This is a genomic window from Blastococcus sp. SYSU D01042, assembly GCF_054050515.1.
In genome coordinates, this window is record NZ_JBJGZM010000005.1 from 25,614 (window position 1) to 50,666 (window position 25,053).

Annotated in this window: 25 protein-coding genes; 15 read left to right on the plus strand and 10 right to left on the minus strand. The window is 74.0% G+C overall.

Features of this window, described 5'->3' with window-relative positions; translation table 11 throughout:
• The first annotated feature begins 50 nt into the window (after window positions 1-50).
• The 4 genes from ACI79H_RS11060 to ACI79H_RS11075 all read left to right on the plus strand — a co-directional run bounded on the left by ACI79H_RS11060 (window position 51) and on the right by ACI79H_RS11075 (window position 3,601).
• Complete coding sequence (locus ACI79H_RS11060; protein ID WP_456554433.1) at window positions 51-1,325, plus strand: MFS transporter; 1,275 nt, start codon at window positions 51-53, stop codon at window positions 1,323-1,325.
• Between the two features lie 157 nt (window positions 1,326-1,482).
• A complete protein-coding gene (locus ACI79H_RS11065; RefSeq protein WP_456554434.1) occupies window positions 1,483-1,677 on the plus strand; it encodes a DUF3046 domain-containing protein in 195 nt (64 codons plus the stop codon).
• A 219-nt stretch (window positions 1,678-1,896) separates the two neighbouring features.
• On the plus strand, window positions 1,897-2,928 hold the full coding sequence (gene recA / locus ACI79H_RS11070) for a recombinase RecA (RefSeq protein ID WP_456554435.1): 1,032 nt from the start codon (window positions 1,897-1,899) through the stop codon (window positions 2,926-2,928).
• A gap of 7 nt (window positions 2,929-2,935) precedes the next feature.
• On the plus strand, window positions 2,936-3,601 hold the full coding sequence (locus ACI79H_RS11075) for a regulatory protein RecX (protein ID WP_456554436.1): 666 nt from the start codon (window positions 2,936-2,938) through the stop codon (window positions 3,599-3,601).
• A 64-nt stretch (window positions 3,602-3,665) separates the two neighbouring features.
• Here ACI79H_RS11075 and ctaD read toward each other — a convergent pair whose 3' ends face one another.
• The 7 genes from ctaD to ACI79H_RS11110 all read right to left on the minus strand — a co-directional run bounded on the left by ctaD (window position 3,666) and on the right by ACI79H_RS11110 (window position 10,531).
• Window positions 3,666-5,426: an aa3-type cytochrome oxidase subunit I gene (ctaD, locus tag ACI79H_RS11080; RefSeq protein ID WP_456554437.1), complete on the minus strand. Its 1,761-nt coding sequence runs from the start codon at window positions 5,424-5,426 to the stop codon at window positions 3,666-3,668.
• 208 nt (window positions 5,427-5,634) lie between these two features.
• The gene (locus ACI79H_RS11085) at window positions 5,635-6,144 is read right to left on the minus strand and encodes a hypothetical protein (RefSeq protein ID WP_456554438.1); all 510 of its coding nucleotides are present in this window, start codon (window positions 6,142-6,144) and stop codon (window positions 5,635-5,637) included.
• A gap of 81 nt (window positions 6,145-6,225) precedes the next feature.
• Window positions 6,226-7,062 (minus strand): phosphatase PAP2 family protein, encoded by an 837-nt coding sequence (locus tag ACI79H_RS11090; RefSeq protein ID WP_456554439.1) that lies wholly within the window; start codon window positions 7,060-7,062, stop codon window positions 6,226-6,228.
• Window positions 7,063-7,210: 148 nt separating this feature from the next.
• On the minus strand, window positions 7,211-8,104 hold the full coding sequence (locus tag ACI79H_RS11095) for an amino acid ABC transporter permease (RefSeq protein ID WP_456554440.1): 894 nt from the start codon (window positions 8,102-8,104) through the stop codon (window positions 7,211-7,213).
• A complete protein-coding gene (locus ACI79H_RS11100) occupies window positions 8,101-8,748 on the minus strand; it encodes an amino acid ABC transporter permease (RefSeq protein WP_456554441.1) in 648 nt (215 codons plus the stop codon). The genes ACI79H_RS11095 and ACI79H_RS11100 overlap by 4 nt, the downstream gene beginning before the upstream one ends.
• A 116-nt stretch (window positions 8,749-8,864) precedes the next feature.
• The gene (locus ACI79H_RS11105; RefSeq protein WP_456554442.1) at window positions 8,865-9,758 is read right to left on the minus strand and encodes a glutamate ABC transporter substrate-binding protein; all 894 of its coding nucleotides are present in this window, start codon (window positions 9,756-9,758) and stop codon (window positions 8,865-8,867) included.
• Window positions 9,759-9,775: 17 nt separating this feature from the next.
• Complete coding sequence (locus ACI79H_RS11110) at window positions 9,776-10,531, minus strand: amino acid ABC transporter ATP-binding protein (RefSeq protein ID WP_456554443.1); 756 nt, start codon at window positions 10,529-10,531, stop codon at window positions 9,776-9,778.
• Between the two features lie 144 nt (window positions 10,532-10,675).
• Here ACI79H_RS11110 and miaB point away from each other — a divergent pair, with 144 nt between their 5' ends.
• Window positions 10,676-12,154: a tRNA (N6-isopentenyl adenosine(37)-C2)-methylthiotransferase MiaB gene (miaB, locus tag ACI79H_RS11115; RefSeq protein ID WP_456554444.1), complete on the plus strand. Its 1,479-nt coding sequence runs from the start codon at window positions 10,676-10,678 to the stop codon at window positions 12,152-12,154.
• Between the two features lie 64 nt (window positions 12,155-12,218).
• On the opposite strand, the gene ACI79H_RS11120 is transcribed toward miaB, so the two are convergent.
• The gene (locus ACI79H_RS11120; protein ID WP_456554445.1) at window positions 12,219-13,733 is read right to left on the minus strand and encodes a DUF349 domain-containing protein; all 1,515 of its coding nucleotides are present in this window, start codon (window positions 13,731-13,733) and stop codon (window positions 12,219-12,221) included.
• A 109-nt stretch (window positions 13,734-13,842) separates the two neighbouring features.
• On the opposite strand from ACI79H_RS11120, the gene ACI79H_RS11125 reads away from it, so the two are divergent.
• Genes ACI79H_RS11125 through dapF form a run of 3 tightly spaced genes read left to right on the plus strand, consistent with a single transcriptional unit; the run spans window position 13,843 to window position 16,357 of the window.
• Window positions 13,843-14,568 carry a hypothetical protein gene (locus ACI79H_RS11125; protein ID WP_456554446.1) on the plus strand — a complete coding sequence of 242 codons (726 nt, stop codon included), beginning with the start codon at window positions 13,843-13,845 and terminating at the stop codon, window positions 14,566-14,568.
• Window positions 14,565-15,488 carry a tRNA (adenosine(37)-N6)-dimethylallyltransferase MiaA gene (gene miaA, locus ACI79H_RS11130; protein ID WP_456554447.1) on the plus strand — a complete coding sequence of 308 codons (924 nt, stop codon included), beginning with the start codon at window positions 14,565-14,567 and terminating at the stop codon, window positions 15,486-15,488. The genes ACI79H_RS11125 and miaA overlap by 4 nt, the downstream gene beginning before the upstream one ends.
• Window positions 15,485-16,357, plus strand: a complete 873-nt coding sequence (gene dapF, locus ACI79H_RS11135; RefSeq protein ID WP_456554448.1) for a diaminopimelate epimerase — start codon at window positions 15,485-15,487, stop codon at window positions 16,355-16,357. The genes miaA and dapF overlap by 4 nt, the downstream gene beginning before the upstream one ends.
• A 3-nt stretch (window positions 16,358-16,360) precedes the next feature.
• Here dapF and ACI79H_RS11140 read toward each other — a convergent pair whose 3' ends face one another.
• Window positions 16,361-16,585, minus strand: coding sequence for a hypothetical protein (locus ACI79H_RS11140; RefSeq protein WP_456554449.1), 225 nt, complete (start codon window positions 16,583-16,585; stop codon window positions 16,361-16,363).
• A gap of 115 nt (window positions 16,586-16,700) precedes the next feature.
• Between ACI79H_RS11140 and ACI79H_RS11145 the strand changes: the two genes are divergently transcribed.
• The 4 genes from ACI79H_RS11145 to ACI79H_RS11160 all read left to right on the plus strand — a co-directional run bounded on the left by ACI79H_RS11145 (window position 16,701) and on the right by ACI79H_RS11160 (window position 21,484).
• On the plus strand, window positions 16,701-18,071 hold the full coding sequence (locus ACI79H_RS11145; RefSeq protein ID WP_456554450.1) for an NAD(P)/FAD-dependent oxidoreductase: 1,371 nt from the start codon (window positions 16,701-16,703) through the stop codon (window positions 18,069-18,071).
• A gap of 100 nt (window positions 18,072-18,171) precedes the next feature.
• The gene (gene hflX, locus ACI79H_RS11150) at window positions 18,172-19,653 is read left to right on the plus strand and encodes a GTPase HflX (protein ID WP_456554451.1); all 1,482 of its coding nucleotides are present in this window, start codon (window positions 18,172-18,174) and stop codon (window positions 19,651-19,653) included.
• Window positions 19,654-19,716: 63 nt separating this feature from the next.
• On the plus strand, window positions 19,717-20,439 hold the full coding sequence (locus tag ACI79H_RS11155; RefSeq protein ID WP_456554452.1) for a phosphatase PAP2 family protein: 723 nt from the start codon (window positions 19,717-19,719) through the stop codon (window positions 20,437-20,439).
• A gap of 46 nt (window positions 20,440-20,485) precedes the next feature.
• The gene (locus tag ACI79H_RS11160) at window positions 20,486-21,484 is read left to right on the plus strand and encodes a hypothetical protein (RefSeq protein WP_456554453.1); all 999 of its coding nucleotides are present in this window, start codon (window positions 20,486-20,488) and stop codon (window positions 21,482-21,484) included.
• A gap of 55 nt (window positions 21,485-21,539) precedes the next feature.
• Here the strand turns inward: ACI79H_RS11160 and lexA are convergent, their stop codons facing one another.
• A complete protein-coding gene (gene lexA / locus ACI79H_RS11165; RefSeq protein ID WP_456554454.1) occupies window positions 21,540-22,307 on the minus strand; it encodes a transcriptional repressor LexA in 768 nt (255 codons plus the stop codon).
• Between the two features lie 207 nt (window positions 22,308-22,514).
• Here lexA and ACI79H_RS11170 point away from each other — a divergent pair, with 207 nt between their 5' ends.
• From ACI79H_RS11170 to nrdR, 3 genes are all read left to right on the plus strand, one after another.
• Window positions 22,515-23,084 (plus strand): LysM peptidoglycan-binding domain-containing protein, encoded by a 570-nt coding sequence (locus ACI79H_RS11170; RefSeq protein WP_456554455.1) that lies wholly within the window; start codon window positions 22,515-22,517, stop codon window positions 23,082-23,084.
• 131 nt (window positions 23,085-23,215) lie between these two features.
• Window positions 23,216-24,043: a hypothetical protein gene (locus tag ACI79H_RS11175; protein ID WP_456554456.1), complete on the plus strand. Its 828-nt coding sequence runs from the start codon at window positions 23,216-23,218 to the stop codon at window positions 24,041-24,043.
• Window positions 24,044-24,479: 436 nt separating this feature from the next.
• Window positions 24,480-24,965: a transcriptional regulator NrdR gene (nrdR, locus tag ACI79H_RS11180; protein ID WP_456554457.1), complete on the plus strand. Its 486-nt coding sequence runs from the start codon at window positions 24,480-24,482 to the stop codon at window positions 24,963-24,965.
• Window positions 24,966-25,053 lie beyond the last annotated feature (88 nt).

Consider the following 25,053-nt stretch of genomic DNA (forward strand, 5'->3'; position numbering starts at 1 on the left):
ACCTGCTGGTGCGGTGCCCGGGACCGGTCCGGTGCGGCAGACTCCCGGCCGTGCGGCCGGAGGCTGGGATCGAGGGCACCGACGTCGCTGCGGCGCAGCAGCGGACGGTGCGCGTCCTCGGCGGCGCGGTGGCCCTCGCCGGGCTGGGCGTGACCGTCGGCATCACCGCCGGCGGGCTGCTGGCCCGCGACGTCGCCGGCACCGACAGCGCGGCCGGGCTCGGCCAGACCGCCGGCGTGCTGGGCGCCGCCGTCCTCGCCGTCCCGCTCGCGCGGATCAGCGGCACCGCCGGCCGGCGCGCCGGGCTGGCGGTGGGCTACGCGCTGGGCGTCCTCGGCGCGGTGCTCACCGTCGCGGCCGCCGCGGCCTCCTCGCTCCTGCTCCTGCTGGTCGGGCTGTTCCTCTTCGGCGCGGCCACCGCGTGCGGGTTGCAGGCCCGCTACGCGGCGGCCGACCTGGCCACGCCCGAGCACCGCGGGCGGGCGCTGTCGCTCGTGGTCTGGGCGACGACCGTCGGATCGGTCCTCGGGCCGAACCTGGCGGCGCCCGGCGCGGACCTGGGCACCGCGCTCGGGCTGCCGGCGCTGGCCGGGGCCTTCGTCGTCTCCGCGGTGGTCTTCGCCGTCGTCGCCCTCGGGCTGTGGGCGCTGCTGCGCCCCGACCCGCTGCTGGTCGCCCGCCGCCTGGGGGGCGGGACCGGCGGGCCGCCCCCGCGCACCGGGACCGGGACGGCGCTGCGCGCGGTCTGGGCCACCCCGGCCGGGCGACTGGGTCTGGTCTCGGTCGTCGTCGCCCACTCGGTGATGGTCGGCGTCATGGTCATGACCCCGGTGCACATGGGCCACGCCGGGGGAGCGGAGGACGCCGTCCTGCGCGTCGTCGGCCTGGTCATCAGCGTGCACGTCGCCGGCATGTACCTGTTCTCCCCGCTGGTCGGGCTGCTGGCCGACCGGGTGGGCGCCGCGACCGTCGTGGCGCTGGGCGGGGTCCTCCTGCTGGCCGCTGCGGCGGTGGCCGGGACGGCCGGGCCCGCGGACTCGGTCCGGCTGGGCGCCGGCCTGCTGCTGCTCGGGATCGGGTGGTCCTGCGGCCTGATCGCCGGGTCGGCGCTGGTGACCGGGGCCGTGGACGCCGACCTGCGACCGACCGCCCAGGGCGGCGCGGACCTGCTGATGGGGCTCGGCGCGGCCCTGGCCGGCGTGGTCGGCGGTCCGCTCCTGGCGGAGGGCGGCTTCGGGCTGGTGGCCGGGGTGTCCGCGGCGCTCGTCCTGCCGCTGGCCCTCGTCTGGGCGCAGGTGACCGTGGGCGGTCAGCGGTCCCGGTAGTTGCGGATGAGCAGGATGATCGTCACCACCAGGGCGGCGGCGATGCCGATCTGCAGCACGAGGTCGAGCGTCCCGGACCCGCTGCTCGGCACCACCTGCTCATCGTATCGGCGGACGGCCGCGGCGGGCAGGCGCTGCGGCGCGCTAGCGTCGGGGTGTGCGTCTGCAGGAGTTCTGGTCCCGCCTGGAGGAGCAGTTCGGGGCGATGCGCGCCCAGAGCGTCACCCGCGACCACCACTTCTCCGGCCTGGGCGGGCGCACCGCGCTCGAGGCGATCGACGCCGGCGTCCCCGTGCGGAAGGTCTGGCTGGCGATCTGCGAGGCCTACGACGTACCGCCGAAGGAGCGCTGAACCGGGCTCGTCGGCGGGCCGTCCGGTGCCGGTGTGACCGGTGGTCCGCGGTCGGCACGGCGTGGGCGTGTCGACCTGGCAGTCGAACACGTGTTCGGCCTACAGTGGCGTCCACAGGTGATCGGGATGTCCACAGTTCCGGTCGCCACCCGAGAACTGTCGGTGGCTCGTCCTAGCGTCGGACCCGACCCGCTTCCCCGCGAACCGAAGGTGACCACGATGGCGACACTGGACCGCGACAAGGCCCTCGACATGGCCCTCGCCCAGATCGACAAGCAGTTCGGCAAGGGCTCCGTCATGCGCCTGGGCGACAGCCCCGAGGTGGCCATGAAGGTCATCCCGACCGGCTCGATCTCCCTCGACATCGCCCTGGGCATCGGCGGCCTCCCGCGCGGCCGCGTGATCGAGGTCTACGGCCCGGAGTCCTCCGGCAAGACCACGGTCGCGCTGCACGCGGTGGCCAACGCCCAGGCCGCCGGCGGCATCGCCGCCTTCGTCGACGCCGAGCACGCGCTCGACCCGGAGTACGCCCGCGCCATCGGCGTGGACACCGACGCCCTGCTGGTCAGCCAGCCGGACACCGGTGAGCAGGCGCTCGAGATCGCGGACATGCTAATCCGCTCGGGTGCGCTGGACATCATCGTCATCGACTCGGTCGCCGCCCTGGTGCCCCGCGCCGAGATCGAGGGCGAGATGGGTGACAGCCACGTCGGTCTGCAGGCCCGCCTCATGAGCCAGGCGCTGCGCAAGATCACCGGTGCGCTGAGCAACTCCGGCACGACCGCGATCTTCATCAACCAGCTGCGCGAGAAGGTGGGCGTCGTCTACGGCTCGCCCGAGGTGACCACCGGTGGTCGCGCGCTGAAGTTCTACTCGTCGGTCCGCCTCGACGTGCGCCGCATCGAGACCCTGAAGCAGGGCACCGACGCGGTCGGCAGCCGCACGCGCGTCAAGGTCGTCAAGAACAAGGTGGCCGCCCCCTTCAAGCAGGCCGAGCTCGACATCCTGTGGGGTCAGGGCTTCAGCCGCGAGGGCGGGCTCATCGACGTGGGCGTCGAGCAGGGCATGGTGAAGAAGTCCGGCGCTTGGTACACGTACGAGGGCGACCAGCTCGGGCAGGGCAAGGAGAACGCCCGCAACTTCCTGAAGGACAACCCCGACCTCGCCGACGAGATCGAGAAGCGCATCAAGGAGAAGCTGGGCATCGGCCCGACGCTCGACGCGCCGGTGACCGACGCCGTCGACTTCTGAGTCGCCGGTGACCGAGCGATCCGCCGGCCGCCGTCGCGGCCCCGGGAGTTCCTGGGGCACGCGGCGGCGGACCACCCCGGCCGCCGGCGCCGAGGGCGCCGAGGGCGCGGACGGAGTCGACGGCTCGGGTGCCGGCCCGGCGGTGATGAAGGACCCCGAGTCGGTCGCCCGCGACCTGTGCTTGCGGGCGCTCACGGGCGCTCCGAAGACACGGCAGCAGCTGGCCGATCTGCTCGAGCAGCGCGAGGTCCCCGCGGACGCCGCCGAGAGGGTGCTCGACCGGCTCGTCGAGGTCGGCCTCATCGACGACGAGGCGTTCGCGGAGGCGTGGGTCCGGTCGCGCCAGTCCGGCCGGGGTCTGGCCCGTCGGGCGCTCAAGGCCGAGCTGCGGGCCAAGGGCGTCGACGACGAGGTCGCCGCCACCGCGGTGCTCGCGGTCGACGACGACGACGAGCGGGAGACCGCCCGGCGGCTCGTGGACCGGAAGCTGCCGAGCATGCGGCGGCTCGACCGGGCGACCGCGACCCGGCGGCTGATGGGCATGCTCGCCCGCAAGGGCTACAGCGGCGGGCTGGCCGCCGGCGTGGTCCGCGAGGCCCTCGACGACGACGGCGCGGACGAGGCCGCGGTCCCGGGCTTCGACGAGCTCGACGAGGACGCGCTGCTCCCCTGACGGAGGCACCCTCGTGCCCTCACCGCCCGCGAGCCCGCGGCCTGCCCGTGCAGAGCCCGTGGGGTCAGGTGGGGTCGGGGTCGTTGGGGCCCTGACGGGGGCCTGCACTGGCGCCCACCTCGCTGACGCCGGCGTAGGGCTCGTGGCGCTTGCCCGCGTGCGCCTCGTCCTGCAGCCGGTCGATCAGGTGCGGGTAGTGCGCCTCGAACGCGGGCCGCTCGGAGCGGATCCGCGGGATCTCGACGAAGTTGTGCCGCGGCGGGGGAGAGGAGGTCGCCCACTCCAGGGAGTTGCCGTGGCCCCAGGGGTCGTCCCGGAGTGCCAGCTTCCCGTACTTCCACGACCGCACCACGTTGTAGAGGAACGGGATGATCGAGGCGCCGAGCACGAAGCTGAAGATCGTCGAGATCATGTTCAGCGTGGTGAACGTGTCGGTCGGCAGGTAGTCCACGTACCGGCGCGGCATGCCCTCGTTGCCCAGCCAGTGCTGCACGAGGAACGTGCCGTGGAAGCCGACGAAGGTCATCCAGAACTGCAACTTGCCCAGCCGCTCGTCGAGCATCCGGCCGCACATCTTCGGGAACCAGAAGGCGATGCCGGCGTTCGCCGCGAAGACCACGGTGCCGAAGACGACGTAGTGGAAGTGCGCCACCACGAAGTACGAGTCGTTGACGTGCCAGTCCAGCGGCGGGCTGGCCAGCAGCACGCCGGTCAGGCCTCCGAGCAGGAACGTCACCATGAAGCCGATCGACCAGAGCATCGGCGTCTCGAAGCTCATCTGGCCGCGCCACATGGTGCCGATCCAGTTGAAGAACTTCAGCCCGGTGGGCACGGCGATCAGGTAGGTCAGGAAGGCGAAGAAGGGCAGCAGCACCGCGCCGGTGGCGAACATGTGGTGCGCCCACACCGCGAGCGAGAGGAACCCGATCGCGAGCGTGGCCCCGACCATGCCCTTGTAGCCGAACAGCGGCTTGCGGGCGAAGACCGGGATGATCTCGGTGATGATGCCGAAGAACGGCAGCGCGATGATGTAGACCTCGGGGTGGCCGAAGAACCAGAACAGGTGCTGCCACAGCATCGGCCCCCCGTTCTCCGAGGAGTACACGAGCGACCCGAGGTTCCGGTCGGCGAGCAGCGCCATCAGCGCCGCGGTGAGGATCGGGAAGGCCAGCAGCACGAGGACCGACGTCACCAGGGTGTTCCAGGTGAAGATCGGCATCCGGAACATCGTCATGCCCGGGGCGCGCAGGCAGACGATCGTGGTGATGAAGTTGACGCCACCGAGGATCGTGCCCAGGCCGCTGACGGCCAGCCCGCCGATCCACAGGTTGCCCCCCACACCCGGCGAGTGCACGACGTTGGACAGCGGCGTGTAGGCCGTCCAGCCGAAGTCGGCCGCCCCGCCGGGCGTCAGGAAGCCGGAGACCACGGTCAGGCTGCCGAAGAGGAACAGCCAGAACGACAGCGCGTTCAGCCGCGGGAAGGCCACATCGGGGGCGCCGATCTGCAGCGGCATGATCAGGTTCGAGAACGCGAAGAACAGCGGCGTCGCGAACATGAGCAGCATCAGCGTGCCGTGCATCGTGAACAGCTGGTTGTACTGCTCCGGCGACAGGAACTGCAGCTCCGGCCGGCCCAGCTCGGCGCGGATCAGCATCGCCATCAGGCCGCCGAGGATGAAGAACGCGAACGACGTGACCAGGTACATCAGGCCGATGGTCTTGTGGTCGGTCGTGCGCAGCAGGTTCGACAGCCGGGAGCCGCGGGTCGGCGCGGCGGCGGGGCTCGGCCGGCTGACGATGGGCCGGGGGGCGATGGCGGTCACGCGGCTGCCCTCCCCGTGCGGCGGGCGCCCACCCGGCGGTGGTCGGTGCAGGTGCGGGACATGCTGAGCCCCCGGAGGTCAGTTCCACGGTGCGGTCGCCGACCGGCTGTACGAGCGGCACCGCCATCGTCGCCCACCTCGGCGGGTTCGGAAACCCGGAACGCCCCGTTCCCTCGCCCCGGCGTGCCGTCGCACCCGGCGGGTCGTGTCAGCGCGCTGCGCGCCAGGCGCTCAGGTCGACGGCCACGCCGTCGGGCGAATCGGTGTCGGGCACGAGCCAGGCCGCGTCACGGGCCTGGCCGGCCGCCAGCCACCCGCTGATGTCGAGGTCGAACCGCGGGTGCTCGTCGGCGGAGGGCCGGCCGACCGCGCCGAGGAAGGTCACGTCGGTCTCGCGGCCGTCGGCCGAGCGCAGCACCACCCGGCAGCGCGACCGCCGGTGCCGGGCCGGGGGGACGGCCTCCCGCACGACGGCGGACTCGGCGCCCGCTGCGGCGGCGAACGCGCCGGCCGCGCCCCGGAGGCGGGCCACGAAGCGCTGGGCGTCGTCCACGGCCGCGTCGTCCAGCGGCGCGGCGGGCTCGACCAGGGCCAGGAGGGCGCTGGCGCTCGCGACGGTCTCCAGGGGCAGCGCGCTGTCGATGGCGGTGCGTGGAACGGGGGGAAGGCTGCGGCGCCGACCGGCGTGGATGGTCTCCATGGTGACGGTCAGTCTCATCACGACGACACGCCGTGCTGCGAGGGCGCGCCGACCATGGGACCCGAGGGGCGGGCGGGGTACCGGTGGGACGGTCGGGCCTCAGGCGGTGGCGAACGCGACGACGTCGTCCGCGGTGCCCGCCGCCGACCTGCGCCCCCGAGTCGTGACGCCGACCAGCACCAGCACGGCGCCGGCACCCAGCACCGCGACCCCGCCGACGACGTCGAGCAGGTAGTGGTTGCCCGAGCCCAGGACGACGAAGAACGTGCTCAGCGGGTAGCCCGCGCCGACGAGCCGGACCCAGGTGCGCCGGGCCAGCAGCAGCACGACGGCCCCGCACCACACCGCCCACGCGCAGTGCAGCGAGGGCATGGCGGCGAACTGGTTGGAGATGGCGTCGGACCCCGGTGTCCCGGATGCGGGCCACCAGCCCCAGGTGGAGGTCTGGCTCATCACGTCGACGAAGCCCTCGTCGGAGAGCAGCCGCGGCGGCGCCGTCGGCAGCCAGTAGAAGCCGATCAGCGCCAGGGCGGTGGAGACCATCAGGACGCCGCTGGCCACCCGGTAGCGGGCGGGGCGGGCGAAGAACAGCCAGACGAGCACCGCCGGCGTCACCAGGAAGTGCAGCGTGGCGTAGTGCAGCGCGACCGCGCCCGCGACGACCTCGGTGCGGTGCACCCAGTCGTTGAGCGCCCGCTCGAGGGCCAGCCCCCAGCCGTCCTCGACGGCGAGGATGCGGCGGCCGTTGGCGTACGCCCGCGCGACGACGTCGCCGACGCTGTTGCGCACCAGCGAGTAGACGCCGTAGAGGACGCCGATGATCGCGAACTCGGCCCACCAGCGGGGGCGGGTGGGCGACGGGTCGGCGACGGGTGCGGGGGCAGCCGGTACCGGCGGGGCGGTGGTCACCGGGGAGGGGCCCACGGTTGCGGTCACGGTCGCATCGGCCCTTCCGGTCGGGGGCTGCCTGCCTCTCCCATCGGACGGCGACCCGGTCTCCTTGACCCGTGCGCCGCAACGATCTGAGCGGTCGACCGCGGAACCCTAGCGGTCGAGCGGCCCCCGGTGGTGCCTCCGCGGCGTATCAGACCGGTCCGCCGCCTCCGCCCATCTGCACATCGGCAGGCAGCTCGAGGTCGTCGGTGGCCGCGGCCTTCCGGTTCCGGCGGGTGCGCTGCTCGAGGTACTTGGCCAGCTGCGAGAGCAGCACGTTGACCAGGATGTAGATGAGCGCCGCACCGACGTAGAGCTGGAACGTGTAGGTGTTGCCGAAGCCGAGGTTGTAGAACTCGACCAGGCTGCGCGCCTGACGGAGCAGCTCGAAGTAGCCGATGATGAAGCCCAGCGAGCTGTCCTTGAGCAGGACGACGAGCTGGGCGACGAGGACCGGCAGCATCCGGCGGACCGCCTGGGGGAGCAGCACCAGGGTCATGACCTGTGACTTGCGCATGCCCAGCGCGAAGCCGGCCTCGCGCTGCCCGCGGTCGACCGACAGGATGCCGGCCCGGAAGATCTCGGCGAGGACGGCGGAGTTGTAGAGGACCAGCCCGCCGGTCAGGGCCGTGAAGGCGCTCAGGTCGATGCCGAAGCCGGGCAGCACGAAGAACAGCGCGAAGATGACCACCAGCAGGGGCACAGCGCGGAAGAACTCGATGAAGGTCGCCGACGGGATGCGGACCCACCGGTGGTCCGACAGTCGGCCCACGGCCAGCAGCAGCCCGAAGAGGGTCGCGAACACCATGCCGACCGCGGCCACCTGGAGGGTGCGCAGCAGAGCCTCCCAGAGGCGCTGCGGCACGCCGCTGTTCGCGTCGAAGAGGATGGCCCAGCGCTGGCCCTCGAGCTGGCCGTTGGCGTTCAGCCGCACCAGCACGAAGGCGAGGATGCCCAGGATGGCCAGGACGCCGATCGCCGTGCCGATGCGGATGCGGCGGCGGGCCCGCGGGCCCGGGACGTCGAACAGGACCGGGGTGCTCATCGAAGGATCGCCACCCGTCGCTCGAGGCGGTGCACGGCCCAGGCCGACGGCACCGTGATGATCATGTAGCCCACGACCACGCCCACGAGCACCAGCAGCAGGTCGCCGGGGTCGGCGTTGACCAGCCGGGGCAGCAACGAGCTGAGCTCGGTCACCGAGAAGCCGGCGGCGATCGAGGTGTTCTTCACCATCGCGATCCACACGTTGCCCAGCGGCGGGACGACGGTGCGGAACGCCTGCGGCAGCACGACCTCACGGAGCGTCTGCCCGAACGTGAGCCCGACGGCTCGGGCGGCCTCGGCCTGACCCGGCGACACGGCGTTGATGCCCGACCGGACGGCCTCGCAGACGAACGCCGCGGTGTACAGGCCCACCGACAGCACCGCGCCGGGGAAGAAGCCCACGACGAAGTCGATCTGCGGCAGACCGAAGATCATGAAGAAGAAGACGACGGTGAGCGGGGTGTTGCGGAAGACCTCGACGTAGAAGGTCGACAGCCCGCGCAGCGGCGGGATGGGGCTGACCCGCATCGCGGCCAGCAACGTGCCCAGCACGAGCGCCAGCGCGCCGGCGAGCAGGGAGAGGCTCAGCGTCGTCAGGAAGGCGTCCCTGAACAGGTCGAAGTTGTCGACGAAGAACTGCACCGGGCCTCCTCTCCGGGTCGGGTCAGCGGTGCGGCGGTCGGACGGCGGTCAGCGGCGCGGGCGCCGCGCGGCACCGCCGGGTGGGGGAGGCCCACCCGGCGGTGCCGGGGGTGCGATCAGTAGCGGTCGACCGCCGGCGGCTCGGGGGCCTCGGTGCCGGTGATGGAGCCCGCGGTGCGGTCCCAGGCCTCGGCCCAGCGGCCGTCCTCGTAGGCGGCCTCGAGCGTGTCGTTGATGAAGGCGCGGAACTCGTCGTCGCCCTTCGTCAGGCCGATGCCGTAGGGCTCCTCCGTGAAGGGGTTGCCGACGAGCTCGAAGGCTCCGGCGCCGCCCTCGACCAGGCCGGTGAGGATGACGTTGTCGGTAGTGACGGCGTCGACCTGGCCGTTGCGCAGCGCGTCGGCGCACTTGGAGTAGACGTCGAACAGCGTCAGCTGCGCCTGCGGGTACTCGTCGCGGATCTTCTGCGCCGGGGTCGAGCCCTCGACCGAGCAGACGTTCTTGCCGGCGAGGTCGTCGGGACCCTCGATGCCCTCGGGGTTGCCCGCGGCGACCATGATGTCCTGCCCGGCCTCGTAGTACGGGCCGGCGAAGTCGATCCGCTGCTTGCGGGTGTCGTTGATCGTGTAGGTCGCGACCACGATGTCGACCTGGCCGTTCTCGATGAACGACTCGCGGTTGGCCGAGACCGTCTCGGTCCACTCGATGTCGTCGGCCTCGATGCCCAGCTCGGCGGCGATGATCTTGCCGATCTCGACGTCGAAGCCCTCGGGGGTGCTGGTGTTCGGGTTCAGCAGACCGAAGCCCGGCTGGTCGAACTTGGTGCCGATGGTGATCGAGCCGGCCTCGTTGAGCTCGGCCATGGTGGTCCCGGCGTCGAACTCGACCTCGGTGTTGACCTCGGCGGTGTTCTCGGCGGCCTCCTCGGCCTCGTTGCCGGCGTCGCTCGAGCAGGCGGCGAGCGCGAGGCTCAGCAGCGCCGCGGACGCGGCGTAGCGGGTGATGCGCATGGGTGATCCCTTCGGGGTCAGTGGTTGAGGATCTTGGACAGGAAGTCCTTGGCCCGGTCGGACCGCGGGTTGGTGAAGAACGACTCCGGATCGGCGGACTCCACGATCCGGCCGCCGTCCATGAAGACGACGCGGTTGGCCGCGCGGCGGGCGAAGCCCATCTCGTGCGTGACGACGACCATGGTCATGCCGTCCCGGGCCAGCGACGTCATCACGTCGAGGACCTCGTTGATCATCTCGGGGTCCAGCGCCGAGGTCGGCTCGTCGAAGAGCATGACCTTCGGGTCCATGGCCAGTGCGCGCGCGATGGCCACGCGCTGCTGCTGGCCACCGGAGAGCTGCGCCGGGTACTTGTCGGCCTGGGCGGAGACGCCCACCCGCTCGAGCAGCTCGCGGGCGCGCTTCTCGGCGTCGGCCTTCGACTGCTTGCGGACCTTGACCGGCCCGAGGCTGACGTTCTCGAGGATCGTCTTGTGCGCGAACAGGTTGAAGCTCTGGAACACCATGCCGACGTCGCTGCGCAGGCGGGCGAGCTCCTTGCCCTCCTCGGGCAGCCGCTGGCCGTCGATGGTGATCTCGCCCTGCTCGATGCCCTCGAGCCGGTTGATCGTGCGGCACAGCGTCGACTTGCCCGAGCCCGAGGGGCCGATGACCACGACGACCTCGCCGCGGTCGATGCTCAGGTCGATGTCCTGCAGGACGTGGAGTTCGCCGAACCACTTGTTGACGCCGGACAGGCGGACGAGAGGCTCTCCGAACGGAGCGCTGGTCACCCCGGGGACCCTAAGCGCGGATGGTCTCGGATCCCGAACCGTGGGATCACGAAGCCGTAACGAAGGCCGATCTTCCACCCGGCCGGGGCACACGCGGTCGGCCGGGGCGGTGCCCGCCGGGCGCGCCGTACCCTCGCTGCTGTCATGGAGAGCCCAGTCGAGAGCCCCTCGCGCACCTACCGGGTGCGCACCTACGGGTGCCAGATGAACGTGCACGACTCCGAGCGGCTGTCCGGGCTGCTCGAGGACGCCGGCTACCGCGCCGCCGCGGACGGGGACGACGCGGACGTCGTCGTCCTCAACACCTGCGCGGTGCGGGAGAACGCCGACAACCGGCTCTACGGCAACCTGGGCCACCTGCGGCCGGTCAAGGACGCCCACCCCGGCATGCAGATCGCCGTCGGCGGGTGCCTGGCGCAGAAGGACCGCGGCGAGATCGTGCGCCGCGCGCCGTGGGTGGACGTCGTCTTCGGCACGCACAACGTCGGCTCGCTGCCGGCGCTGCTGGACCGTGCGCGGCACAACGCCGAGGCGCAGGTGGAGATCGTCGAGTCCCTCGAGGTCTTCCCGTCGACGCTGCCGGCGAAGCGGGACTCGGCCTACTCGGGCTGGGTGTCGATCAGCGTCGGGTGCAACAACACCTGCACGTTCTGCATCGTGCCGGCGCTGCGCGGCAAGGAGAAGGACCGCCGGCCCGGCGAGATCCTGGCCGAGGTGCAGGCGCTGGTGGACCAGGGCGTGCTCGAGGTGACCCTGCTCGGCCAGAACGTCAACGCCTACGGCGTGGAGTTCCGCGACCGCGGCGCCTTCGCCGACCTGCTGCGCGCCACCGGGGCGATCGAGGGCCTCGAGCGGGTGCGCTTCACCAGCCCGCACCCGCGCGAGTTCACCGACGACGTCATCGACGCGATGGCGGAGACCCCCGCGGTCTGCCACCAGCTGCACATGCCGCTGCAGAGCGGGTCGGACGAGGTGCTGCGCCGGATGCGCCGCGGGTACCGGCAGGAGCGCTACCTCGGGATCATCGACCGCGTCCGCGCGGCGATGCCCGACGCGGCGATCACCACCGACATCATCGTCGGCTTCCCGGGCGAGACCGAGGCCGACTTCGAGCAGACCCTCGAGGTCGTGCGGCAGGCCCGTTTCGCCGGCGCCTTCACGTTCCAGTACTCCAAGCGCCCCGGGACGCCCGCCGCGGAGATGGACGAGCAGCTGCCCAAGGAGGTCGTCCAGGAGCGCTACCTGCGCCTGACCGCCCTCCAGGACGAGATCAGCTGGTCGGAGAACCGCGCCCAGGTCGGCCGTCGGGTGGAGCTGCTGGTCGCCGCGGGGGAGGGCAGCAAGGACGCCGCCACCGGCCGGCTCTCCGGCCGCGCCCGCGACGGCCGGCTGGTGCACTTCACGCACCACCCCGGCGTCCGCGCCGGGGACGTCGTCGAGACCGTCGTGACCGACGCCAAGCCGCACTTCCTGGTGGCCGACGGCGTGCTGCTGTCCCACCGCCGCACCCGGGCCGGCGACGCGAGCGAGGCGGGCACCCGCCCGACGACGCCGGGCGTCTCCCTCGGCATGCCGCGGATCGGCGTCCCCGAGCCGCTGCCGGTGCTCGCGAACGGCTGCTGACCGGGCCCTGACGACGACGCCCCCGCCCGGTTCCCGGGCGGGGGCGTCGTGTCGTGCAGGGTGCTCAGCGGCGGGCGGACTTCTCCGCCTCGGCCAGCCACTCGCGGCGGGTGGCGAGATTGGCCTGCGCCTCGTCGATCCGCCGCTGGTCACCGGCGGCCTCGGCCTTGGCCAGCTGCTCCTCGGCCTTGGTCACGGCGGCGCGCATGGAGGTGACCATCGGGTTCTCCGCCGCGGCACGCGGGCGGCCGGCGTCGGCGGCGCCGCGCACCTTCTGCTCGACGGCCTGCATGCGGTCCTCGAGCTGCCGCATGACACCGCGCGGGACGTGCCCGATGGCGTCGTAGCGCTCCTGCAGCTTGCGCAGCGCGTTCTGCGCACCGCGCAGGTCCTTCGACGGGTCGAGGCGCTCGGCCTCGGCCAGCAGTTCCTCCTTGAGCGCCTGGTTGGCGATCTCCTCGTTGGTGCGGGCCTTGTCCGACTCGCCTCGGGCGGTGAAGAAGACGTCCTGCGCGGCGCGGAACTGCTTCCACAGGTCGTCGTCGCCGTCGCGGCCGGTCCGTGGCACCGCCTTCCAGCGGTCCATGAGGGAGCGCATCGCCGCGCTCGTCGGGCCCCACTCGGTCGAGGTCGACAGCCGCTGCGCCTCCTTGATCAGCTCCTGCTTGGCCGCGCGGGCCTCGCCCTTCTGGGCGTCGAGCTGGGCGAAGTGCGCGCCCCGGCGGCGGCCGAAGGCGTCGCGCGCCGCGGCGAAGCGCGTCCACAGGGCCTCGTCGGTCTTGCGGTCGATGCCGCGGATGGTCTTCCACTCCTCGACGATGGCCTTGAGCCGGTCGCCGGCGGCCTTCCAGGAGGTCGACTCGGCGGCGATCTGCTCGGCCTCGGCGGCGAGCGCCTCCTTGCGGGCCACCTGGGCCGCGCGCGCGGCGGCCTTCTCGGCGCGCGACTCGGCCGCGGCGGAGTCGGCCGTGCCGACCATCGCCCGGGCGCGCGCGGCGAGCCCGTCGAGGTCGCCGACGGCGGCGGCGGTCGGGATCGAGTCGGCGAGGGTCTGCGCCTTGCTCTTGATCTCGGCCGGGTTGCCGGTGTGCGCCTTGAGGCGGGCCTCGAGCAGCGAGACCTCGGTGGCGAGGTCGTCGTAGCGGCGGGCGTAGTGGGCCAGGCCGGCCACGGGCTCGCCCGCCTGCCAGGACCCGACGGCTCGCTCGCCCTCGGCGGTGCGGACGTAGACGGTGCCGTCCTCGTCGACCCGGCCCCACTGGGACGGGTCGCCGGCGGGGCCCGAGGGGTGCGCGATCGACGCGGGCGTCGGCACCGCCGGTGCGGGTGTCGGCGTGGCCGGTCCGGCCGCACCGGCGGCGGCCGGCGCCTCTGCGTCGGGGACCGCTGCGACGGCCGCCTCGGGGGCCACCGTCTCCAGCGTCTCCGCCGCCGGGACGGCCACCTCGTGCTCCGCCGCCGGCCCGGCAGCGTCGCCGGTCGGGTCGGCGAGGGCGGCCTCGGCGGGCGTCGCCGCCTCGGGGGTGCCCGCCTCCGGCGTCACCGCGAGGGGTGCCTGCTCCACCTCCGGGCTCGCCACGTCGGGAGTCTCCACAACCGGTGGAGAGGCCTGCTGCGCCCCGATGCCGGGGTCGTCCGTGCTCGACACTCCGGCAGTGTCCCACGTCGCATCGGCGACACTGCTCGCTGTGAGTGCCGTTCCCGGGAGGCCGCCGGTCCCGTTCGCCCCCGACGGGGTCACCGTCGCCTTCTGCCCGGCCGCGCCGCTCCTGGTGCCGGCGGTCGAGGGCTCGGCCGACCCGGACACGGCGGCCCTCCGCCGGGCGTGCGCCGACGCGGTCGCGGCGATGCTCGCGTTCGGTCCCGAGGTGGTCGTCGTGGCGGGGGCCGGCGCGCCCACCGGGGTCCGCTTCGGCGACGGCGACGCCGGTGACCTGCGGGGCTTCGGCGTCGACCTGGAGGTCCCCTTCACCGGGCGGGTCCGCCCCGGTGGACGGCGGCTGCCCTTGCCGCACCTGCTGGGCGCCTGGCTGCTGGGCGAGGCCGGGTACGCCGGGACGCGGCTGGGCACCGGTCCCGACGACGTCGCCGGGCTGGTGCGGTCCCTCCCCGGTGCGGTCGGCGTGCTGGCGATGGGGGACGGCTCCGCCCGGCGCAGCATCAAGGCACCCGGTCACCTCGACCCCGCCGCGGAGCCGTTCGACGACGCCGTCGCCACCGCGCTGGCCGGCGGGGACGCGGCCGCGCTCGCCGCGCTGGACGCAGCCGAGGGCGAGCGCCTGCTGGCCGCCGGCGTCCCCGTCTGGCGGGCCGTCGGCACCGCTCTGGCCGACCGCCCGGTCGTGGCGCACCTGCACGCGGCGACCGCCCCGTTCGGTGTCGGCTACCTGGTAGCCGACTGGGCAGCGCGGTGAGCGCAGCACCGCCGGTGCTGGCCGTCGTCGGGCCGACGGCCACGGGAAAGACGGCGCTCGCCGTGGAGCTCGCCCGCCGGCTGGGCGGCGAGGTCGTCAACGCCGACTCGATGCAGCTCTACCGCGGCATGGACATCGGCACCGCCAAGCCGGACGAGGCCGAGCGCGGTGGCGTGCCGCACCACCTGTTGGACCTGTGGCACGTGCGGGAGCCGGCGTCGGTCGCCGAGTACCGGGACCGGGCGCGCGCGGAGATCGACCGGCTGCGCGCCGCCGGCGTCGTCCCGCTGCTGGTGGGCGGGTCCGGGCTGTACGTCCGCGCCGTCCTCGACGAGCTGGACTTCCCGGGCACGGACGCCGCCGTCCGGTCGCGGCTGGAGGAGGAGTTGGCCGCCCTCGGCCCGGCGGCGCTGCACGCCCGGCTCGCCGAGGTCGACCCCGCCGCCGCGGCGGCCGTGCTGCCGAGCAACGGGCGGCGCATCGTCCGCGCGCTCGAGGTCGTCGAGATCACCGGCCGGCCGTTCCGCGCCACGATGCCCGAGCCGGCACCCCGCTACCCGGCGGTGGTGGTGGGCCTGGACCGCGAGCCCGCCGAGCTCGACGGGCGCATCGCGCGGCGGGTCGACCGCATGTGGGCCGCCGGCTTCGTCGACGAGGTCGCCGCCCTGGACGCGGACGGGCTGCGCGAGGGGCCGACGGCGTCGCGCGCGCTCGGCTACGCCCAGGTGCTCGCTCAGTTCGACGGCGCGCTGACCCCCGACGAGGCGCGCGAGCGGACGGTGACCACCACCCGGCGCTTCGTGCGGCGGCAGCGCTCGTGGTTCCGCCGCGACCCGGCCACCACCTGGCTAGACGCCGGGCGACCGGACCTGGTCTACGCCGCGGCCGCCCTGGTCGCCGACCGTACGATCGGCCGGTGACCGCCACCCCGCGCGTGCTGATCGGGCACGGCACCGAGAACGACTTCGTCGTGCTGCCCGACCCCGACGGCACGGTGTGGGACGGCACGCGGCTGGACGCCGCCGTGGTGCGGCGGCTCTGCGACCGCCGCGCCGGCCTCGGTGGCGACGGCGTCCTCCGCCTGGTCCGCAGCGTGCACGTGCCCGACGCCGCAACCGTGCTGGGCGCGGACCTCGACGCGTGCGAGTGGTTCATGGACCACCGCAACGCCGACGGCTCCTACGCCGAGATGTGCGGCAACGGCATCCGGCTGTTCCTCCACGCGCTCGTCGCCGAGGGGCTGCTCGACCGCGCGGCGTGCACCGACGGCGTGCTGGTCGGCACCCGCGGCGGCCCGCGCCGCGTCGGCGCCGCCGCTGACGGCCGCTACTGGGTGGACATGGGCCCGGCGCGCGAGTTCGGCACCGGGACCGCGCTGCTCGACGGGCACGAGTTCACCGGCCGCGCTGTGTCGATGGGCAACCCGCACCTCGCCGCGCTGACCGGCATCGACGTCGACACCCTGGACCTGGGCCGTGAGCCCTCCTTCGACGCCGCGCTGTTCCCCGAGGGCGTCAACGTCGAGGTGGTCAACGTCCTCGAGCCCGGCGCGCACATCCGGCTGCGGGTGTTCGAGCGCGGGGTGGGGGAGACCCGCTCGTGCGGGACCGGTGCGTGCGCGGCGGCCTTCGCCGCCCTCGCCGACGCGGGGCTCGCCGAGGGGACGGTCGTGGTGGACGTGCCCGGGGGCCGCCTCACGGTGGAGATCGGCCCCCGGACGACGGTGCTCACCGGCCCGGCGGTGCTGGTGTCGACCGGTTCGCTGTGCCCGGAGTGGCTGGACGCCTGAGCGTCAGGGCGAGTCGGGGGTGTCCGCCCGGCTCTCCGGGTCCTCGGTCGGCGCCTCGGGCTTGTCGCCCGGTCCGACGTTGCCCGTGCCCCGCGGCTCGCCGCGGCCGGTGTCCTGGTCGGCTCCGCCGAAGGGGTTCCGCGGCGGTCCGCCGATGCCCTCGGGGTCCCGGCCCGGGTCGTCCACCTCGCTGTTCGCCCCGAGGCTGCTCGATCCGCTTTCACCCATGTCCGCTCCTCGTCCGTGGTGGCCGTGCGTGCTGCTCGTCCGTCGACGGCTACCCGGCGGGCGGCCGGCGCACGCGTGGGTGGTGTCCCGCGGCGCGGCCGTCCATGCTCGCGGGATGACCGGTCGCCCTCCGCGGGTGGTGGTCGTCGGCGGCGGCTTCGCCGGCTTCCACGCCCTGCGCGCCCTCGAGAAGCGCCTCCCGGCCGACGCCGCCGAGCTGGTGCTGGTCAACACCACCGACTACATGCTCTACAGCCCGCTGCTGCCCGACGTGACCGCCGGCCTGCTCGAGCCGCGGCACATCGCCGTCTCGCTGCGGCAGCGGCTGCCGCGCACCCGGCTGGTGCTGGGCCGCGCCACCGACCTCGACGTCGCCGGCCGCACGGTGCGCGTGGACCTGCTCGAGGACGGCGCGGTCGTCTCCCGCACCACCTCGCTCGAGTGGGACCGGCTGGTCCTCGTCCCCGGCTCGGTCACCCGGCAGTTCGACATCCCGGGTGTCGCCGAGCGGGCGCACGGGGTGAAGACGCTGGTGGAGGCCCGCTACCTGCGCGACCACCTGCTCACCCAGATGGACCGCGCCGACGTGCTGCCCGACACGCCCGAGGGTCGCGCGGAGAAGGAGCAGCGGATGACCGTGGTCGCGGTCGGCGCGGGCTACACGGGCACCGAGATCGTCGCCCAGCTGCAGCACCAGCTCGCCGCCGTCGCCTCGCGCTGGGAGCGGGTCACGCCCTCCGACGTCCGCTTCGTGCTCGTCGACCTCGCGCCGACCGTGCTCCCCGAGCTGGGCCCGCAGCTGGGCGACATCGCGCTGTCCGCGCTGCGCCGCCGCGGTGTGGACGTGCGCCTGGGCGTGACCGTCCGCGAGGCCCGGGACACCGAGATCGACCTGACCGACGGCACCACCGTGCCCAGCCGCACCCTCATCTGGGGCGCCGGGATCGTGGCCAGCCCGCTGGTCACCCGGGTGGGCAGCGAGCTGCAGCGGGGCCGCCTCGTCGTCGACCCCTTCCTGCGGGTGCCGGCGGCGCCCGGCGTCTACGCCGCCGGGGACGCCGCGGCGGTGCCGGATCTGGTCGTCGCGGAGAGGAACCGGGGCGAGGGTCCACCGCCGGTGACGCCGCCCACCGCTCAGCACGCCCAGCGGCACGGGCACGCGCTGGGCCGGAACGTCGCGGCGGACCTGGGCTTCGGCCGCGCCCGCCCGTACCGGCACCGCGACCTCGGCCTGGTCGCGGACCTCGGCGGGTGGGACGCCGTCGCCAAGCCGCTCGGCATCAGGCTGCGCGGGCCGCTGGCCAAGGCGGTGGCCCGCGGCTACCACCTGTACGCGCTGCCGGCGGTCACCAACCGGGTGCGGGTGGCCGTCGACTGGGCGCTGGCCGCGGCGCTGCCGGCCCAGGACGTGCAGATCGGCGCGATCCCGCGCGAGGCCGCCCTCGTGAGCACCGCGCAGCAGACGGAGCGGTACCTCGCGGGCTGACCGCCTGCCGTACCCGGGATGGACCCGGGCGGGTGGTGCGTTGTACCCGGCGATGACAACTCAGGTGCTTGGAACGCACGACCGTGCAACGCTGGAGACGATGACAACCGCTCAGAACCGCGCCATCCTCGACGACGCCGAGGCTCGCGTGGACAAGGCCGCGGCAGCCCGCGCCGCCGACGTGCGTCCGGCGCGCGACGAGGCCGACGACACCACCGGCAGCTACGACCTCGAGGCCCGTGGGGCGCTGCGCCGCGTCGCCGGTCTGTCGACCGAGCTGGCCGACGTCACCGAGGTCGAGTACCGGCAGCTGCGCCTGGAGCGCGTCGTGCTGGTCGGTGTCTGGACCGAGGGCACCCAGGCCGACGCCGACCGCTCCCTGGCCGAGCTCGCCGCCCTCGCCGAGACCGCCGGCTCGGAGGTCCTCGAGGCCGTGAGCCAGCGCCGCGACAAGCCCGACGCCGCCACCTACGTCGGCTCGGGCAAGGCCGCCGAGATTCGCGACATCGTCGCCGCGACCGGCGCGGACACCGTGATCTGCGACGGCGAGCTCACCCCCGGCCAGCTCAACCAGCTGGAGAAGGTGCTCAAGGTCAAGGTCGTCGACCGGACGGCGCTGATCCTGGACATCTTCGCCCAGCACGCGACGAGCCGGGAGGGCAAGGCGCAGGTCGAGCTGGCGCAGATGCAGTACATGCTGCCGCGGCTGCGCGGCTGGGGTGAGTCGATGTCCCGGCAGGCCGGTGGCCGCGTGGCCGGCGGTGGCGGCATCGGTACCCGCGGTCCGGGTGAGACCAAGATCGAGACCGACCGGCGGCGCATCCGCGCGCGGGTGAGCAAGCTGCGCCGGGAGATCGCCGGCATGTCCACGGCCCGCACCACGCAGCGGAGCAGCCGCGACCGCAACGCCACCCCCAGCGTCGCGATCGCCGGGTACACCAACGCGGGCAAGTCGAGCCTGCTCAACCAGCTGACCGGTGCCGGCGTGCTGGTGGAGAACGCGCTGTTCGCCACCCTGGACCCGACCGTGCGGCGGGCCGAGGGGCCCGACGGCCGGGAGTACACGCTCACCGACACCGTCGGGTTCGTGCGGCACCTGCCCCACCAGCTCGTCGACGCCTTCCGGTCGACGCTGGAGGAGGTCGCGGCGGCCGACCTGCTGCTGCACGTGGTCGACGGCTCGGACTCCGACCCGCTGGGCCAGATCAACGCCGTGCACGTCGTGCTGCAGGAGATCGACGCCTCCGCCGTGCCCGAGGTGATCGTCGTGAACAAGGTCGACGCGATGGACGAGGAAGCCGTCCTGACCCTGCGCCAGGCGCTGCCCGGTGCGGTCTGGGTGTCCGCCCGCACCGGCGCCGGCATGGACCAGCTGCGCGAGCTCATCGCCGCCCGCCTGCCGCACCCGGACGTCGACGTCGACGTGCTGGTCCCGTACGACCGGGGTGACCTGGTCGCCCGCGTCCACCGCGACGGCGAGGTGCTCGCCGAGGCGCACGAGGCCGGGGGAACCCGGCTCACCGCGCGGGTCGACGGCGCCCTCGCCGCGGCACTCGAGGGTTTCGCCGTCCCGGTCGGCTGACCGGGACGGCCGCGACCGGCTCGTCCAGGTCACGACGAGGTCACAGCCCGGTACGGTGAGCCCGTGACGAGCGGCGTGGTGCGCGACGCCGGCCCCCGGGGGACCACCTCCGGGCAGCCGGTGGGGCGGCCGTCGTGGTGGGCGGTGGTGGTCTGCCTCCTCGCCGGGGGGCTGATCACCCTGGACCTGCTGACCTGGGGGGCCACCGAGCGCCTCGACCTGCGGGTGTCCGACGTGGTGACGAGCTGGGGGCTGGCCGATTCGGCCGCCTACCCGCTGGTCTGGGTCGTGACGCAGCTGGGCGGCCGGGTGACGATCCTGGCCGTGCTGGTCGGGCTGGTCGGCTACCTCGCCTGGAGCCGGCGGACGCTGCTGCCCGTGCTCCGCGTGCTGGTCGCCGTGGTGCTGCTGACCGGTGCCGTCTACGCCATGAAGTACGGCACCGGTCGCACCGCACCGCGGTTCCCGGGCAGCTACTTCTTCCACGACGACGGCGCCTCGTTCCCGTCCGGGCACGTCGCCAACGCCGTGCTGATGTGGGGCGTGGCGCGGTGGCAGGCCGTCGAGTACGGGCTGCCCGTCCGGGTGCAGCAGGCGTTCTGGTGGCTGAGCGTCGTCGGGCCGGTGCTCACCGGGCTGTCGATGATCTCGCTGAACTTCCACTGGGTGACCGACGCCGTCGTCGGGGCGGCGGTGGGCGTCGTGCTGCTGGGCGTGGTTCACGCACTCGACGCAATCGTTCTGTCACGCTGGGTTCGTGCCCGAGCAGGCCGGCAGACCGCCTAGCGGCTTCGGAGGACGGCGAGCCACGCGAGCCATCCGGCTCGGCGCGGTGGTCCTCCTGGGTTCCCTCACGCCCGTCGCCGGCGCGGCCGGGGTCGCCGCGGCCGAGGAGGCCGCCCCGGCGGTGCGGTGCCAGATCACCGATCCCGCCCTCGCCGAGATATCCGGCCTGGTCGACCTCGGCGACCGGATGCTGGTCATGAACGACGGCGGGGACCGGCTCGGCGTCTCGGTGCTCGACGCGGCCTGCCAGGTCCTCGAGACCCGGACCGCGGCTGTCGACCCCTACGACCCGGAGGACCTCGCGCTCGGTGGCGACGGCACCCTCTGGCTGGCCGATGCCGGAGACAACACGGCCGTGCGCTCGACCGTGGCGCTGCTCGCGCTCCGCCCCGACGGTTCCGCGGGCGTCCACCGGCTCACCTACCCGGACGGCGCGCACGACTCCGAGGCGCTGCTGCTGGCGCCGGACGGCACGCCGTTCCTCGTCACGAAGGACGTGCTCGGCTCCAGCGGCGTCTACCGGCCCACCGCGCCGCTGTCGGCGGAGGCGACCGTGCCGATGGAGCGGGTGGCGACGGTCAACATGACGCTCACCGGGACCCCGGGCGGCCCGGTCGGCCGCGCCGGTCAGCTGATGATCACCGGGGGAGCGGTGGCCGGCGACGGGCACGCGCTGGCGCTGCGCACCTACACCGATGCCTACGTCTGGCCGCTGACCGGCTCCGACGTCCCGGCCGCCCTCGCCGGCACACCGGTGCGCATCCCGCTGCCGGAGTCGCCGCAGGGAGAAGCCATCAGCTTCACCGCCGACAACCAGCAGCTGGTCGTCGCCAGTGAGGGCGTGCCCAGCGACGTCGTGGTCGTCCCGATCCCCGCCGCCACCCCGGGGAGCGCGCCGGCGTCCTCGGGCGCTGCGGTGCCCACGCTCAGCGAGCTGACCGGCGACGGGAGGTCGGCCATCACCTCGGCGATCATCGCCGCGGTCGTCGCCACCCTGGTGGTGTGGATCTGGGGACTGGTGCGCCGGAGCAGGACCCGTCCCTGACCCGGGGCGGACGTCCGCGCCGGCCCCGTGGGGTGGGGCCGGCGGGGAGCTCGGATCAGACGCGCCGCAGGACGGAGACGACCCGGCCGAGGACCGTCGCGTCGTCGCCGGGGATGGGCTCGTACGCGGGGTTGTGCGGCAGCAGCCAGACGTGGCCGTCGCGGCGCTTGTAGGTCTTGACCGTCGCCTCGCCGTCGATCATGGCGGCGACGATCTCCCCGTTCTCCGCCGTCGGCTGCTGGCGCACGACGACCCAGTCGCCGTCGCAGATCGCCGCCTCGACCATCGAGTCACCGGCGACCTTCAGCATGAACAGGGTGCCCTCGCCGACCAGCTCGCGGGGGAGGGGGAACACGTCCTCCACCGCCTGCTCGGCCAGCACCGGACCACCGGCGGCGATCCGGCCGACCAGCGGCACGTAGGTCGGCGCCGAGAGCGGCTCGTCGGTGCCCGGAGCGGCCTCGGCCAGGGGCGCGGCCGGGCTCGAGGTGTCACCGGGCAGCCGGACGTCGAGCGCGCGCGGACGGTTGGGGTCGCGCCGCAGCCAGCCCTTCTTCTGCAGCACCGAGAGCTGGTGGGCCACCGACGAGGCCGACGACAGGCCGACCGCCTCGCCGATCTCGCGGACCGAGGGCGGGTACCCGCGCCGGTCGATGGAGTCGCGGATGACCTCGAGCACCCTGCGCTGGCGCTGGGTCAGCCCGTCGCCGTCGGTGCCGCGGTCGGGGAAGGAGCGCACCGACGCGGTGCTGCTGCCGGTGTCCGGTTCCGTCGTCGCGCTGCGCGTCCGCCGGCCGCCCGACGTCCCGCTGGTCTCCGCCACGTCTCCTCCTCGCCGGCCGCCGGTGCGGCCGTGCTGGTCGTCTCGCAGAGACCGTAGCGCCGATCATCGCGGCTTTCAAACAGGTGTTCGAAGAAAGTCGTCGCGTCGGGTCGCTTCTGTCGGTGGCGTCCGGTAGACATCGCACAGACGTTCGATTCGAACAACCGTTCGAGGACGTGGTGGGCATGCCGGGTCGGAGGAGTGGTCATGGGAAGCGTGGCGCAGGCCGTGGTGGAGTTCGACGAGGCCGTGCAGGCGCCGTGGCGCCCGCCGCTGGCGGGGGGCACGGCTCGGCGCGGGCAGTTGCGCGCTGTGCCGGACCCGGTCCGGCAGCCGTCGCCTCCCCGCCCGCCGGTGGAGCGGGCCGCGGTCGCGCCGGCGGCGGTGCGCCGCACCCCGTCGACGCCGGCGGCCCGGCCCGCGCGGCCCGCTCGTCCCGCGCCCCGGATGGCGCCCCCGGGTCACGGTCCGGTCGTCCCGGCCGCGCCCGGCCTCCGGCTCACCCGCCGCGCCCGGCGCCTGGGCGTCGTGCTCGGGCTGGCCGTCGGTGTCGTCCTCGGCTCGTGGGTGGGCTCGGCGGTCGCCGGCGGAGAGGAGGGCCTCCGCCTGGCCGGGGAGGTCAGCGTCGTGGTCGAGCAGGGCGACACGCTGTGGTCGATCGCGGCGGCCGTCGCGGGGGACGAGGAGGACGTGCGCGCCGTCGTCGCCGAGATCAGGGAGCGCAACGAGCTCCGCGACGCCGCCCTGGTCCCCGGCCAGGTGCTCGTCCTGCCGTGACCGGCTCGCGCACCCTGACCGACCCTCTCGGCGACAGGGCAACACCTCTCCAACCGGACGAGGTCGCTTCGTCAATCCTCGGTCCGGGCGCCTCCACGCAGAGTGGTGGAGCCAGCGCTTACGGTCATCGCGTGTCAGGTACCACGGACAGCCGCGCCGCTGTGTTCACCGGTTCCCCGCAGTCGGTCGAGGTCTACCAGGCCGGCACGTGGTGGTCGGGCGAGCTGCTGGGCTGGCGGCACGACGCCTCGGGCAGCTGTCAGATGTGGGTGCGCGTGGTCGTGGGCGGGGTCGAGGAGACGGCCTGGATCGACCTGGCCGCCCTCCGGCTCCCCGGCGCCGCCGCGCCGGCCCCGGGGGTCGGGGTGATCGACTCCCGCGTGAAGCAGGAGCTGCCGACCGCCCAGGCGGTCTCGGCCCTGCGCGGCCGGGCGCGCACCGGTGAGCCCGCCGCCACCGACGCGCTGCCGCTGCTCCGCGACGAGCCCGCTGCGGCCGGCGCGCCCGCCGTGGACGCCCCCACGGTCGCGGTCGCCCGCCCCGGCGGCCGTCGTCGCGCCCCCGAGACCGGCGAGGTGCCCGTGCTGTCCGCCCCGGCCGCCGTCCCGGCTGCCGCGTCGGCCGGGCGCCACCGTGCCCCCGCCGACCCCGGCCGGCACCGAGCTGCCGACACCGAGGTCTTCGCGGCCGTCTCCGACGCGACCGCCCAGCTGTCCGCCGTGGGCGCCGAGCACGCGCCCCCCGTCGAGGCGCGCCGCGCGGTCCGGCCGCACGCCGGCGCCGGGTGGACCGTCCCCGCTGCGCGCAGCCCCCGGGCGGAGGAGTCCTACGGCCGGTCGGAGGTCTGCACCGGCCGCATCGAGGTCGAGCCCGACCTCCTCACCCGTCCCATGCGGCTGAGCGACCTGGCACCGCACGCGCGGCGTCCCCGGGTGAGCGGCGCCGTCTCCGGCGCCTGACGGGCCGGCCCCTCGGCGGTTGACCCCGGGTCGGCCGCCGTCGGCTGTCCGCTGGTGTGCCCTCGCATGCCGCCGGTGTCCTCCACCCCTCCGCGGGTTGCCGAGTCGGCATGTCGCCGAGTCGACCCGTCGCCATGTCGACGGGTCGGTGCAGCGCGTCGCCGTCCTGGTCCGGCGCGTCGCGCGGGCGTGTCGTGTGACTGCTGGGAAGGCGTGTTCCTGCGGGTGACAGCAGTGTCGGGGCGGAACACGCCGACCGATGCACGTCTTGCACATCTAGTGGGGCCAGGCTTAGGGTTCCACTAGATCTAGTAGTTACAGAGCTGTAAGCCTTGTCCACACGCTGGTCCTCAGGTTCTCCCCGTGACGTCCACCGGATGTCCCCAGGAGGGTCCACAGGACGGCCGGGCGAGGCCGCCGAGGGAGGTGAACCGCGATGCGTTGCCCGTTCTGCCACAACCCCGACAGCCGTGTCATCGACTCGCGGGAGGCCGACGAGGGAGCCACCACCCGTCGTCGCCGGTCGTGCCCCCAGTGCAACCGCCGGTTCACCACCGTCGAGGAGGCCGTCCTCGCCGTCGTCAAGCGCAGCGGCGTGAGCGAGCCGTTCAACCGGTCCAAGGTGGTGGCCGGTGTCCGCCGGGCCTGCCAGGGCCGTCCCGTCGACGAGGACCAGCTGGCGCTGCTGGCCCAGCAGGTCGAGGACACCATCCGCGCCAGCGGAGCGGCGGAGGTGCCGGCCCACGAGGTGGGCCTGGCCATCCTGCGACCGCTCCGGGAGCTGGACGAGGTGGCCTACCTCCGCTTCGCCAGCGTCTACCGCGCCTTCACGTCGGTCGCCGACTTCGAGAAGGAGATCGCCGAGCTCAAGGCGCGGACGGCCGCGGGTGAGTCCGCCTCCGGCCCGCCCGGCGGCCCCTGAGAACTGTCAGCACCTCCGGGTAGACAGCACACCGAGCACCCCGATCGCGGCTCTTCCCCAGCCCTCCGATCCCGCACCGCGCGGCTCC